Genomic DNA, 13,181 nt, shown 5'->3' on the forward strand with positions numbered 1-13,181 from the left:
CTGTAGAGGTAACAAAAAAACAAGGTTCCTATATTTCAGCTTTCATTTTCGAAAATGATTTATTTGGATTAGACGCCTTTTCTAGTTTTCCTTCGAAAAATCATGCAATTAAGGTTCTCAGCTCTGGAGCAATCATTTATCGAGTTGAAAAAAACTTTTTATTGACCTCTTTGAATCAACGGACCAATCTATATGAACTTTTACTAACAAATTTTACCGATGTTTTTCAACGACATTATCTTTTTGAAAATTTCCTATCTTTATCTCCTACTGAAAGAACAAAAAAAAGTTTATCTTATTTAAGTGATTTTATTGGCGAAATAAATGAAGCGGGACAAATTCAGACTCCAATGGAAATCACTCAAGAAGTTTTGGCACGCTTTTGTAGAACCTCACAATCTAGAATCTCTATCTGCTTAAAAGAACTGAAAGAATCAGGATTTTTACTTAACAGAAAAGCTCCTTTCATTCTGAAATAAGAAATAAAACGAGTCAGTAATCCCTCATAATGTTTTACCTTCTTGTTTGTTATGTTAAGACGACTTTAAGAACCCACGACAACGATCATTTTACACTTAAAATATTTTGATCAACAAAGAACTGTGGCAATATTTACACACAGTTCTTTGTCTTTTTATAAGCTTTCCAAGAAATTTTTCTTTATTTTTCTTCAATAAAATGAAGGATTCCCTTTGTAAAAACATCAATATTTTCATCTTTATTTGAAGCAGCAGTAAGTACCTCAACATCAGCCGGCTGATGAGCCCATTTTCCAGAATCAGCTGTCAAAAAAACTGCTACTTTTTCGTTATTTTTATTGTCATTAATAAATGATAAGGTATTTTCTGGAGGTTCACTCGACATAATTGTGGTGAAAAGAATAACTTTGTCCCACGGGGAAGTATCTTCGCTTAATTCTTCAATTGGCTGTATTTCTAAATAAATATCTTTATCTGTAAGTTCATCAGTAATATTACTTATCACTTCATTTTTAAACGCACGATCTTGTGTGTAAATGATGACGTGTGGTGTTTCTGTTTCTCCTTTTAGCGGTGCATTTATTACTGTAGGAGAAACTGTCCCTTGGATACGTGACAAACGATAATATGCTAACCCTCCTCCTAAAATTAGAATGACCACACTAATGATAATTAATGAGATCCGTACACTTTTTTTCTTTAACATAGTAAAATTCCTCCTATTAGATTGATTGTAAGGATTCTATAGGGTCAAGCTTTGCTGCTTTACGACTTGGGTAAAAGGCAAATAAATTGCCGATTATCAGAGTAATGAACACTGTCATAAGCCAATGAATTGGCATAATCATAATTGGATTGGCAAAACCAATATTATTTTCCAAAATAGGATTGGCTAACGTACTAATTGCCCATGAAAGACCAATTGAAAATAAATTAGCAAGTAAAATCATAAAAACAGCTTCTAAAATAAATAAACTACTCACACTGACCTTGCTATACCCGATAGCACGTAAAATACCAATTTCTCGTTTTCTTTCAATTACACTAATATACAGCACAATGGCAATCATAACTCCACTCACTAAAAGTGAGATACCAGCGATACCAGCGATTAATGTGACAATAATTTGAGTAAACTGACTAAAAGTGTCTACAAAACTATTCCCATTCGTCACTGCATATTCACTCCAACTATCCTTATCAGCGTATTTTTCTATAATCTCTTCGACTTGAGTAGTATTAGTAGCGAACCCATCAATAGAAATAGTAGTGTCAGATAGATTTGCAGCTATTTGTAACTCTGCCAAAGTTTTTTCTCCAACTGAAATATTTGAAGCGAAACCTTCTTGATTAGAATTTGTTATTCCTACAATCGGTGCTTCTATGAAAACTTCATCTGTTGTGTTCCGAGAAAAATAATGAAGGGCAATTTTCTGACCAATTAATTGCCCGTAATCATCCTTATTTTCAGAAAAATTCGTTTCTAAAATTTGCTTAGCTAAAGAGGATGTTAGTAGAATTCCTTTTTCCCCTTGGAGAACGGGTTTTCCGGCTAACAAGGTTTCTTGTTCAACTGATAGTTCTTGATAGCGTTTGTTTGCGAAGTTGGCAGCTTGAAGTGTCGCTGCTTCTTGAAGCAGTTCAGTTCCACCATCGTCCTTAACATATTTAATAGTAACACCAGGTACTACCTTAATTTCGTAAACCTCATCAATTCCTTCTTCTAAATACATTTCTTTGATCTTTCTGATTTCTTCAGAAGATAAAGCGGTTGTAGGACGTGTAACACCACGCGCTTGTGGATCTTTATAGAAAGTGGTGATTTGATTAGGAGAGAATCTCCCGCTAAATATCTCATCAATTCGTTGTTCAACACCATTCCCAGTACCCATAGCCAGCAAAATCGCTATAATTCCTATGCTCATGGCTAATCCAATTAAAGTATTTCTCACAAGACGCTCGCGGAAATTACCAAAAGCAAATGTAGCTAAATCTCTAATAGGAATTCTTCTATCTTTTTTTACTTTCTTATTTGAAATTGTTTCTGTTACTGCCTTCGATAAGGTTGCCGATGAAGACTGATTTTGAATTCGACCATCTTCAATTTTTAAAACTCGATTTGCTTGTTCGGCAACACTCATTTCGTGCGTGACAATAATTAAAGTCATACCTTCTCGATTCAGTGATCTGAGTAACTCTATAATTTCTTTAGAAGTTTCTGTATCTAAAGCGCCTGTAGGCTCATCCGCAATGACGACTTCCGGATTATTTGCAAGAGCACGGGCTATAGCTACACGTTGTTTTTGTCCGCCAGACAGTTGGCTGGGCAGCTTTTGCTCCATCCCTTCCAGACCGACCTTTTTTAATAACTGTTGAGCACTATCGTTTTTTTGTTTTTGGGACCTTTTACTATGCCCCATCGCAAGAGTGACATTTTTTATAATAGAAAGATGCTCAATCAAATGAAAGCTTTGAAAGATAAACCCGATACTTTGGGAATGATATAGATCCAAATTTAATTTGTCCAGTTCATTCCCCTTAAACGTGACTATTCCTTCATATTTTGAATCTAAACCGCCGATTATATTCAACAGTGTTGATTTTCCGCTACCACTTTGTCCAGTAATCGCGACAAACTCTCCTTGCATGATCTCAAGGCTAATTTTTTTTAAGACATGCTCAACATGATTTTTGTCAATGTAATGACTTTTATTTAATTTTTTAATCTTAATCATATTTTTGCACCTCTAAACTGCCAGTATTTTGTTTTAGATACAACCAAATAATACTTAAACATATCAATAAATTAACCAAAGACGGTAATGGATTAAATGAATGATTAAAAAGAATGAAGGAGTGATAAACTCCCGTGTAGTTAGCACGTAAAATGCCATTTGTCCAAAAGATCAAAAATAGAATTGTTCCGTATGAGATTGTAGTTAAAAGATTAGTGGCTCCTTGCGTGTAGTATTTAATTATCTGGGGTAAAAAAATGAAGTACGTTACACAAGAAAAAATTATTCCTGCAAGGATAATAAAAAATATCAATGTGCTATTTGAAAAGAATAATCACTGAGAATGATTAGAGAAACTCCTTCAATCAAAATGAGACTCACAATTTCAACATAGCTTACCAAATATTTTGCTATTATTTTTTTCCATTCAGAATCCTCTGTAAAAGCAGCCGGCGTTCTAGTTTTAGATGAAACGTCCATTCTATTAATTCTCCAAAAAAGAAAAGCAGAAAAGAAAATGGTTAATAAAATAGGTAAACGCAATCCACCGCTAACCATTGATTGATGATAATGATCAGAAACTTCCCATTGACTGAAATCATAAAATAACTTGTATAGCCAACCAAATAGATAACTGATAAAAATCAATAGCAAAGCTTGAAAAAACAATCTTGCTCTTGTTTGTAATAAAACTCAATAAGTCTTTTCATCTTGTTTCCTCCAGATAAATTTGCTTCAATGATTTACGTTTTGTTTCTCTCACTTTTTCTAAATTGTAAACTTTTGTTGCCTTTTGATGATTTAGAATTACGGCATCTGTTAAAAGAGTGTCCATATTTTCCAAGATGTTGGTCGTCAAAATGAGTATATTCTCATTTGTCCCATTCATTTGAAGCATTTGTTTAATATCACTTCTTGATGCAAAATCCACATTAGAGAAAGGCTCATCGAAAAGATAAATTTTAGCTTGTTTTCCTAAAGTGAGTGCAATTTCAAACTTTTGTCGTATTCCGGTAGACATTGTGTGAATTTTCTGTTGAAAATCAATTTTCACATTTTGCAATAAAGAGTATGTTTTTTCTATTTCAAAATGATCATTCAATAACTGAAATTCTTTTACAACGGTTTGGACTGTCTTATTCTTATAGTAGTAATCTGAAAGTAAAACAAACGAAACATCGTCCTTTTTTTTAGCGGATTCCCGTCCCAGAAAATTTTGCCATTTTGAATAGGCTCTAGTTGAGCAATACTCCGTAATAGCGTAGATTTTCCAATACCATTTTTACCTAAAACGCCAGTAATACTTCCTTTCTCTAGCTCAAAGCTAATATCAAATAATACTGGTGAAGTTATTCCGTAACCTTTATTTAATGACCGGATACTTAATGTCACTTATGAACACCTCTTTCATTTTTGTTTACCATTCTAGATGCTGAATTTTCTTTAGAATACTTTCCTTTTCAATTCCTAGTTGTTTCATCTCCTTGTGAAATAGACTCAATTTTTCATTCAAGCGATTTTCTCTTAATTGTTGAATACGCTGTTTTTGATCAGTCACTTGTTTACCAATACCTCTAATAGTGATAAGTAGCTGTCTTTTTTCGAGATCCGCATATGCTTTTTGAACGGTCCCAGGATTTATCAACAGCATTTTCGCAAATTCTCTGACCGAGGGAACTTTTCCTTGGAGCTGCCATTCTTCGGTTAGTATCAACGTTTCAATATAGCTAATTACCTGCAGATAAATCGGGGTATTTTCATTAAAGTCCATACAATGTCCTCTTTTATTTTGCTGTATCGATACATTGATACGATACATCTTTACTATATGCAAAATAAAATTATTCATTTATATCCTTGATATGTTCGGGAGGAGTCCTAATAAGGAAAACTGTGGGAATTCATGATAGGTTTCATAATAGAAATAGTAGCTTTCACTTATTTTACCTAACTAATAAATGTATAATGCATAAGGGAGTTTCAATAAAACAAAGATTTTGCTACAAACGAACGTCTTTGTGATATTTGACTGAAGAAGCATAAAAAATCAAAATAAAAAAAGACGGACTATTCCCCTTTTTACGTTAAAGAGAGGAGAAAATAGTCGCCTTTTTTCTTTATTACTGAATTAATTACTTATTTTAATCTGTAATTATCTGGGTTTTATCAATGGACTAAAATTTTTTCCAATTTATGTACCTTCCATTTTTGAAACTTCAAAGACAGTTCTTCGTTCCTGACCATCTACCTAATACAGAACCCAAAATGTGCAATTACATAAGAATTATTTCACACATCTAAAACCTAAATTATTTGCCGCAGACATTCCAGTATTTCCATTTCGGGCGGAAAGTCGATATCGTTTACAATAAGATTCATGGCACAAAAAAGACCCTCCACGTGTAGCATAAGTTTTCTCATTAATTATTTGATGGTTTGACCAGAAATAAGCACTGTTCTTTTCCTTAAATTCTGTTAAATTTATTCGTGCAGGGTTACTACACCACTCCCATACATTTCCAATAGGTTGATACATTCCGTAAGCATTAGCTTCGTACCATTTAGCGGGTGCTGTGCTTGCAAACCCATCTGCCAAAGTATTTGTTCTCGGAAAATCACCTTGCCAGATATTACATTGATAAGTACCATCTTTTAAAAATTCTTCCCCCCAGTAATATTTTTCAAACCCAGTTCCCCCTTTAGCAGCAAATTCCCACTCTGCCTCAGTAGGTAGACGTTTTCCAGCCCATTGACAATAAGCAACAGCGTCATTTCGAGAGACTTGAACTACTGGATGATCCCACCTGGCTTCAATTGAAGAATCTGCTCCTTCGGGATGAGACCAATCAGCTCCAGCTACTGCGTACCACCAGCCCATATTAGGAACTAATTCACTTTTCATTTTTGTCTCTTCACTCAAAAAATAATGAAAAACAAAGGACCAACCAAACTTCTCTGCTTCGGTAATATAGCCAGTTTCCTTAATGAATGATGCAAATTCTTTATTGGTTACTGTTGTTTCATCAATCTTAAATGCAGGGTGTTGAATAGTTATTTTCGGACCTTCATTATCTGTAGGAAATCCATCTGGTTGATCTGTCCCGATTTGAAACGTTCCTTCTGGAATAGCAATCATCCTGTTCCCTTCTTTCTATAATATTTGATAAGCATTATAAAGATTTATAAATAGCACAAGTAGAATGACACTTTGAAAAACAATAGTAACTTTTTCTGGTGATAAAATATTACTAAGTTTTGCTCCCAGTAATCCCCCAATAACTGCTGCTGGAATCACAAACCACAATATTGTTAAATCATACCGACTAAATCCTGTCGTAAAAGCAATTGTAAGCAATTTGGCAAACTGTGAAAAGAAAATTGTACAGATAGAATAAACAGTTGCATCTTTAATAGGTAATGAGAACAATAGCATAAGTAACGAAACATTTATTGGACCACCACCAATACCTAATAAACTGGCTAAGAATCCTAGTATTAAGCCACAACTGAAGTACAAAATAACATGTGTAAATTGAAAATTTTTCCAATTGCATTTTGAATACATAAAAGCAAAAATCAAGCTAACCGTTGTTAATGCAATTTGAATCAATTGCACGATATCTTTATTTCCAAACCAGCTAAAAAAAGCCTCAAATGCTAAATTTCCAAAAATTCCTCCTAACACTGCTCCAAAAGATACCCAACTGACGATTTTCCAATTAAATTTACGACCACTAGCCAATTGACGCGTAGTAGAAACAACGGACATCGTAAAAACTGCAGTGGCAGAATAAAAGGATATTGCTGCCACATCATGCGCACCGATGAAGTCAAAAATGGGCTTAATGATTACGCCACCGCCCATTCCAGAAACTGCTCCAACAGTATTGGCTAAGACAATTACAAAAAAGTAAAGAATCCCTATCACATGTTCACCTCCTGCAACAAAATCAATATCTCTTCTATTTTTGGTATAAATTCTTGAAGCAGTTTCTGATAACCACAATAACCATATTCGTCAATGTATACCGCGTCCTTCATTCTTTTACATCCTCCACCGCACATTTGCTGAAAAGGACAACTTTGACACTTTTCTGGAGTCACTGATCGTTCACAAATAAAATTATGAGAAACATCCTGTTCAAACAATTCTCGTAAAGTATTCTCTTGAATATAACCAATTCTATACTCATCTAGAACATAAAAATCACAAGGATACACACTGCCATCTGCTTCAATAACGTATTGAACTTGGCAATTCCCAAGAATGCCACAAGCTGTTACTTGCTGCCTAACTAACAAATTAATCAAATCATCAAATAACTTGATACTTATATATCGTCCTGTCCGTAATTCATCCAGCCAAAGTTTAAACATTCTTTGATAGAACTTGGCAAAACCTCTTGGCGTTAAAGGATAGCTACTTTCCCTTCTTGCATCCAGGTCTTCTAAACAAGGAATAAACTGGACATAATCAATTTGTTGCTCCTTCAAGAAATGAAAAATTTTTTCTCCTTCATTTGCTAACGGATTCGTTAATACACACAAAATATTGTAGTCAATTGCATAATGATCAAAGAGTTTTTTGGTTTCTAAAACGCGATAAAAAGTGCCTTTCTCTCTTGAATCTATACGATTCATGTCGTGATACAACGGATGACCATCAATGGACAATCCCACAAGAAAATTATTATTTTTTAAAAATTTACACCACTGATCATTAATAATGACGCCATTAGTTTGAATCGCGTAGTTTACATGTACTTGTTTGTTTTGTTGAGCTACAAAATCAGTAATATATTCAAAATAACTTAACCCTGCCATAGTTGGTTCGCCACCTTGAAAAGCTAGAGTTAATTCATCACCATCTTCTAAATCGATGTAAATACTTTCTAGCATTGCCGTCGCAATCTCACATTTCATTTTTCCATACGAACGAACCTCTCTGAGTGAGCTAACATTGGCATAAAAGCAATACTTACAGCGAAGATTACACAACGAAGATGCTGGTTTGATTAAAACCGATAAATGTTTCATTCCTTCACCTTTTTTCTGAACTCCTTATTTATTCACTTTTACTGAAAAAGGAACGAATCCTTAGAAATTTTTACTAAAGATTCGCCAATTTTTCTCTATTTTACGAGACCTAATCGTTCATATTCACTATCTGGTACTTCAATTCGATTCATAATTTCTACTAATTTTCGAATCATTTTGTTTTCGATTTTTTTATCTTTAATTGGGTGTTCTTGCTTAGGATCATTTTTTAAATCAAATAACAAATGTCCAATAGAATATGAATCAATATATGTTGTTACTGGTACTTCGGTGTAAGGATATTGGTTTGTAAAGCGATTCCCTGGCTTAAGTGCTAATTGATCTAAAACTTCTTTTTTTAAGAAACCTCGAATCATGGAATAATTTAAAGTCTGAATAGTAATTGGACCATTATCAGGGTGAACAGATGCTCGCATATACATATAACGTCCATCATAAATATTTACATGTCCGCCGTTCGTACCAAAAATAATTTCTGGATGAAGCAGCGTTTCTTCATTTTTTAATGCAGGTAGTAAAGATTTCCCATCCATGTCTAGCTCATTCTCAATTCCAAAATAATCAAGTAAAGTGGCTGGAATATCAATTGTTTGACTCAAAGTTTGACAATGATTGCCCACTTTACTATCTGGAGTACTAATAAAAAATGGAAGGTGGATAATTTCTTCATACATAGGTGCTACATTTTTTCCTAACCAATCATGTTCACCTAACAAAAAACCATGATCTGTATTAATTATGATTAATGTGTCTTCCCACATATTATTTTCATCTAAGTAATCCAATAGTTTTCCCAGATGTTTATCGCACATACTTATTAATGACGCATATTCTTTTTGAAGTCCCGTTAAGTCATTTTCAGTAATATCTTCCGTAATTCGTCCATATTTAGGCCAAAAATAAGGTTGATCTGTCGGTTGCTCTTGATAAAGTTCTCGATACTTTTCTGGAACGAAAAAAGGTTCATGAGGATCAAAACATTCAATTTGTAAAAACCAATCATCTTCTGTTCGGTATGCTTCCAAAAATTCTAGTCCTGCTTGAATTGTTTGTATGCTTGACATTGTTTCTTCAGTTTGTTGCTTAGTTCGATTTGCAAAATGTTGATCGACAGAAATTCCTGTCTTATTTAAAGAGTTCTGTTGAGGATGGTTCTCTCCTGCTTTTCTGGGAATCCAACGATCTCCTTCTTGCCCGCGGAATCCTTCCCAGGTTGAATAACGATTATGATAGGTCGCCCCACCATCTTCAAAATAATGAGAATGATCTGTCACTAAATGACAATAAATCCCTTTATTTTGCATAATTTCAAAGATAGAGTGATCAAAGGGTTCCAATTGTCCCCACATACGATGCATAAAATTATAACGTCCTGTATGCAATTCACGACGGGCTGGCATACAAGGCATGCTACCTCCATAGAATTGATCAAAAGTTGTTGTTTGTTCCCTTAATCTTTGAAAATTTGGAGTTTTCATCCATTCATTTCCGTAATTAGATAAATATTCTCGTGACAAGGTATCGAACATAATCATTATTGCTCGCATGATTTCACTCCTTTATTTGATAATAATCAATTCTTTTTTTTCGACTTTTTCTAACACATCCAAATATTTTTTCGTATTAGTAACTACAATTGGTGTATCAATAGAATAGCCCGCTTCTTGAATTGCTTTTCCATCAAATTCCAACAATAATTGTCCCTTCTTAATCGTATCTTCCTGTTTCACCTTAGGTACAAAATATTTCCCCTCTAAATTCACGGTATCCATTCCAATATGGATCAATAGCTCAATCCCATCTACTGATTTCAAGCCAATTGCATGATTTGTTGGAAACAATGTTTCAACTGTACCATCAAAAGGAGCATATACTTTTCCTTCACTTGGTCGAACAGCAAGCCCTTTGCCTAATAATCCTGTAGAAAATGCTGAATCATCTATTTCTGATAACGAAAGAACCTCTCCAGGAATTGGTAATTGGACTACTACTTCTGTCATCAGATCATTTTTTCTAGTCTCTACGTTATTCTTTGCATTGTCCTTTTTTCTTTGTGCTTCACGGTCTTCTTTTGGATCATATAAGAAAGTTAATGTTAATATAAATGACAGTACAAAAGCGACTACAATCGCAAGTACGTATCCATAAAATCCGGTTCCAATTCCGGTTTCGGGACTAATATAATTGGGTAAACTAAAAATACCCATACCACCCATTATGAAAGTCTTTGTTCCGAAGATACCTAATATCAATCCACCAACAGAGGATGAGATCAAAGTAGCAATGAATGGTTTTTTTCGTGGTAAAGTAACCCCATAAAGTGATGGCTCAGAAACACCGAACAAGCTAGAAATAAAAGCCGGAATACCGATTGCTCGAACAGAAACATTACGAGATTTGATAATTACTGCTAACACAGCTCCAGCAGTTGCAAACGGCGTTGCCTGTCCTAAAACCATCACAGGATCGTAACCTAATACACCGATATTATTAATTGCAATCGGAATAATTCCCCAGTGCAAACCAAACATTACTAAAACTTGCCAAATAGCTCCAACAGCAATTCCTGCTACAATCGGACTAAAATTATAAATTGTTAATACGAATTCACCTAGTAAATCTCCAGCCCAAGTTGCTATAGGTCCAATAATAATAAAAGTTAGAGGAACCATAATTATTACTGTTAGAAAGGGAACTAAGAAACTTTTCGATATGCTAGGAATAATACGAGCTAAGGATTTTTCAAGTTTGCTACCAAAAAAGGTTGAAACTACGATTGGAATAACGCTTGATCCATAACTCATCAAAATAACTGGAATTCCTAAAAAAGTAATATAGACTGGCGACTCAAAAATTGTTCCTGAAAACAATGTATACAAAGGTTCCGCATTTGTTGCCAGATTAGCAATTGTTGGATAAACTAACGCAGCCCCCAAAGCCATCCCAACAAATTGATTCAATCCAAATTTTTTAGCTGCTGTGTATCCTAAAAAGATAGGGAAAAAATAAAAGAAACAATCTCCTGCAGCTTGTAAGATAGCATAGGTTCCTGAAGTATTTGTAATCCAGCCTAATGATACAAACAGAACATTCAGTCCTTTAATCATCCCTGTAGCAGCTAATAGCCCCAAGACAGGTGTGAAAATGCCTGAAATAATATCAATAAAGCTATCCAATAATCCTTTCTTTTCCTTAACTACTTCTGTTTCTATTGACACCCCGGAAAGTTCAATAAATTCCTTGTAAACATCTGGAACGTGATTACCAATAACAACTTGGTACTGTCCCCCACTTTGAACTACGGTCACAACTCCAGGTACTTCTTTTAATTCTTTTGTATTTGCTTTTTCTTCATCTTTCAAATTGAAACGTAAACGAGTAACACAATGAGTCAGTCCATTGATATTCTCTTTTCCACCAACATCTTCTAAAATTTCTTTGACTAATTTTTCGTAGGCCATTTTTTTCTTCCTTTCTATTTTTCAACTAAAAAAGGCAAGACAAACAAAAACCTTCAATTAAGAAAGCTTCTGTCAGTCTTGCCTGCTTTACCAGTAACAACCCTAATCGTTCTCTATTAATTTTTGAATATGCAAGGTTAAATATAACTGCTCATCATCATTTAAAGATGATTTTAAATACTCTTCAACTAACTTCATTGTTTGAAAAGCTTGATGGTATTGCTCTTTTACATGCGCTAACAAAGGATTCGGCTTCGACTTATGTTCTGGTCCATTCAAACGTTGAAAGAAAAAACGTAGATGAGTAACGAATCGATCATAAGCTAATGAATTTTCGTTGATCGTTAATCTGTTTGATAAACGTATAATTGCAATAATATCTCGAATTTTTTTAGCAATGATTCTGGCATCAATCATTTGATCTCCATTCTCATTTATCTGAGCATTGATCAGATGCATTGCAATATTGCCTGCTTCTTCATCCGCTAATGTTACTTCTATTTTTTTTTCGATTAAGCAAAGTGCTTGTTTTCCTATTTCAAACTCTTTGGGATAACTTTTTTTAATTTCCCAAGACAGACGATTATGAAGAGAAATTCCTTGTTTATAAAGCTTTATTAAATTGAATAGATGATCTGTCAAAGACATATATAGCATTTCACTCAACTCGTAATCTAACTTCTCCTTTGCCAATTGAATAATATCATCTGTCAGTGAAAAATACTCAATTGGTATAGAAGAAATTAATTTTTCAAATCGTTGATACGAATTCTTTTCTTTTAAGACAAAAACTTTTTCAATTTTACTTTCATCCGCCTCTAACCCAGGCTTCATTTGAAAGCCTAAGCCCGTTCCAATCCATATAGAATCTTTTCCATCCTTTCCGACCAAAACCGCATTATTATTAAGTATTTTTTTGATCTTCAAGATTTATTTCACCTCCTTGTTCACAAGAAAAAACAGACATACCTTAATACACGTGTCAAAATTACACTTGTAGTAAGGTATAGCCTGCTTTACCAGTAACTACCCACTCAATTTAACAAAATTATAAACGTTTTCAAAGTTATTTGCAAGCGTTTTTTAAGATTGAAAAAGTAATAGAAAAATATTCGATTATAAATGATAGTTCCTAAATTGAACATATGGACTCATTTTGGAAGATTACTTAAAGGACTACTATACAAGCAATAGAATCCATACAAAATTTGTGACATCCCCTCGAAGATTTAAAGCAAAGAAAAAATAGTGACAAAAAACGTCATACTCACTAGTTAAAACTAAATGAATAAAATTCGTTTTCTTTGCTAAAACATATGTAAATACGTATGTTAACGTAGAGAAAATTTCCTCGTATAACATAGTATTCATCCATTCTTTAATGTATAATTTTCCCTATATGTTGACGATTTTTACTATAAAATAAACAAAGGAGGTGAAATAAATCT

13 protein-coding genes are annotated in these 13,181 nt (G+C 33.8%); 1 reads left to right on the forward strand and 12 read right to left on the reverse strand.

What is annotated here, in order from left to right; genetic code table 11:
* A partial coding sequence (locus JZO85_RS22825; RefSeq protein ID WP_207110811.1) for a cyclic nucleotide-binding domain-containing protein occupies positions 1 to 479 on the forward strand: 479 nt, incomplete at its 5' end.
* A gap of 181 nt (positions 480 to 660) precedes the next feature.
* Here JZO85_RS22825 and JZO85_RS22830 read toward each other — a convergent pair.
* The 12 genes from JZO85_RS22830 to JZO85_RS22880 form a co-directional block, all read right to left on the reverse strand.
* Positions 661 to 1,185 (reverse strand): hypothetical protein, encoded by a 525-nt coding sequence (locus tag JZO85_RS22830; protein WP_207110812.1) that lies wholly within the window; start codon positions 1,183 to 1,185, stop codon positions 661 to 663.
* Between the two features lie 16 nt (positions 1,186 to 1,201).
* Positions 1,202 to 3,214 carry an ABC transporter ATP-binding protein/permease gene (locus JZO85_RS22835; RefSeq protein WP_207110813.1) on the reverse strand — a complete coding sequence of 671 codons (2,013 nt, stop codon included), beginning with the start codon at positions 3,212 to 3,214 and terminating at the stop codon, positions 1,202 to 1,204.
* Positions 3,215 to 3,523: 309 nt separating this feature from the next.
* On the reverse strand, positions 3,524 to 3,883 hold the full coding sequence (locus JZO85_RS22840; protein ID WP_207110814.1) for a hypothetical protein: 360 nt from the start codon (positions 3,881 to 3,883) through the stop codon (positions 3,524 to 3,526).
* Positions 3,884 to 3,920: 37 nt separating this feature from the next.
* A complete protein-coding gene (locus tag JZO85_RS22845; RefSeq protein WP_277988968.1) occupies positions 3,921 to 4,316 on the reverse strand; it encodes an ATP-binding cassette domain-containing protein in 396 nt (131 codons plus the stop codon).
* A gap of 14 nt (positions 4,317 to 4,330) precedes the next feature.
* Positions 4,331 to 4,606, reverse strand: a complete 276-nt coding sequence (locus JZO85_RS23470; RefSeq protein WP_347401825.1) for an ATP-binding cassette domain-containing protein — start codon at positions 4,604 to 4,606, stop codon at positions 4,331 to 4,333.
* A gap of 25 nt (positions 4,607 to 4,631) precedes the next feature.
* Positions 4,632 to 4,985: a GntR family transcriptional regulator gene (locus JZO85_RS22850; RefSeq protein ID WP_207110815.1), complete on the reverse strand. Its 354-nt coding sequence runs from the start codon at positions 4,983 to 4,985 to the stop codon at positions 4,632 to 4,634.
* A 513-nt stretch (positions 4,986 to 5,498) separates the two neighbouring features.
* The gene (locus JZO85_RS22855) at positions 5,499 to 6,350 is read right to left on the reverse strand and encodes a formylglycine-generating enzyme family protein (protein WP_207110816.1); all 852 of its coding nucleotides are present in this window, start codon (positions 6,348 to 6,350) and stop codon (positions 5,499 to 5,501) included.
* A gap of 15 nt (positions 6,351 to 6,365) precedes the next feature.
* Positions 6,366 to 7,142, reverse strand: a complete 777-nt coding sequence (locus tag JZO85_RS22860) for a TSUP family transporter (protein ID WP_207110817.1) — start codon at positions 7,140 to 7,142, stop codon at positions 6,366 to 6,368.
* Positions 7,139 to 8,251 (reverse strand): radical SAM/SPASM domain-containing protein, encoded by a 1,113-nt coding sequence (locus tag JZO85_RS22865; RefSeq protein ID WP_207110818.1) that lies wholly within the window; start codon positions 8,249 to 8,251, stop codon positions 7,139 to 7,141. The genes JZO85_RS22860 and JZO85_RS22865 overlap by 4 nt, the downstream gene beginning before the upstream one ends.
* 95 nt (positions 8,252 to 8,346) lie before the next feature.
* Positions 8,347 to 9,819 carry a sulfatase gene (locus JZO85_RS22870; RefSeq protein ID WP_207110819.1) on the reverse strand — a complete coding sequence of 491 codons (1,473 nt, stop codon included), beginning with the start codon at positions 9,817 to 9,819 and terminating at the stop codon, positions 8,347 to 8,349.
* 12 nt (positions 9,820 to 9,831) lie between these two features.
* Positions 9,832 to 11,733, reverse strand: coding sequence for a beta-glucoside-specific PTS transporter subunit IIABC (locus JZO85_RS22875; RefSeq protein WP_207110820.1), 1,902 nt, complete (start codon positions 11,731 to 11,733; stop codon positions 9,832 to 9,834).
* Positions 11,734 to 11,835: 102 nt separating this feature from the next.
* Positions 11,836 to 12,660, reverse strand: coding sequence for a PRD domain-containing protein (locus JZO85_RS22880; RefSeq protein ID WP_207110821.1), 825 nt, complete (start codon positions 12,658 to 12,660; stop codon positions 11,836 to 11,838).
* Positions 12,661 to 13,181 lie beyond the last annotated feature (521 nt).

Source organism: Candidatus Enterococcus murrayae, from assembly GCF_017315985.1.
Lineage (GTDB): Bacteria > Bacillota > Bacilli > Lactobacillales > Enterococcaceae > Enterococcus_A > Enterococcus_A murrayae.

What these genes read in the sequence shown, in the direction of transcription:
- JZO85_RS22870 (WP_207110819.1), bottom strand. Translation starts at nt 9,819, where the DNA reads ATGCGAGCAATAATGATTATGTTCGATACCTTGTCACGAGAATATTTA.
- JZO85_RS22865 (WP_207110818.1), bottom strand. Translation starts at nt 8,251, where the DNA reads ATGAAACATTTATCGGTTTTAATCAAACCAGCATCTTCGTTGTGTAAT.
- JZO85_RS22850 (WP_207110815.1), bottom strand. Translation starts at nt 4,985, where the DNA reads ATGGACTTTAATGAAAATACCCCGATTTATCTGCAGGTAATTAGCTAT.
- JZO85_RS22855 (WP_207110816.1), bottom strand. Translation starts at nt 6,350, where the DNA reads ATGATTGCTATTCCAGAAGGAACGTTTCAAATCGGGACAGATCAACCA.
- JZO85_RS22830 (WP_207110812.1), bottom strand. Translation starts at nt 1,185, where the DNA reads ATGTTAAAGAAAAAAAGTGTACGGATCTCATTAATTATCATTAGTGTG.
- JZO85_RS22835 (WP_207110813.1), bottom strand. Translation starts at nt 3,214, where the DNA reads ATGATTAAGATTAAAAAATTAAATAAAAGTCATTACATTGACAAAAAT.
- JZO85_RS22875 (WP_207110820.1), bottom strand. Translation starts at nt 11,733, where the DNA reads ATGGCCTACGAAAAATTAGTCAAAGAAATTTTAGAAGATGTTGGTGGA.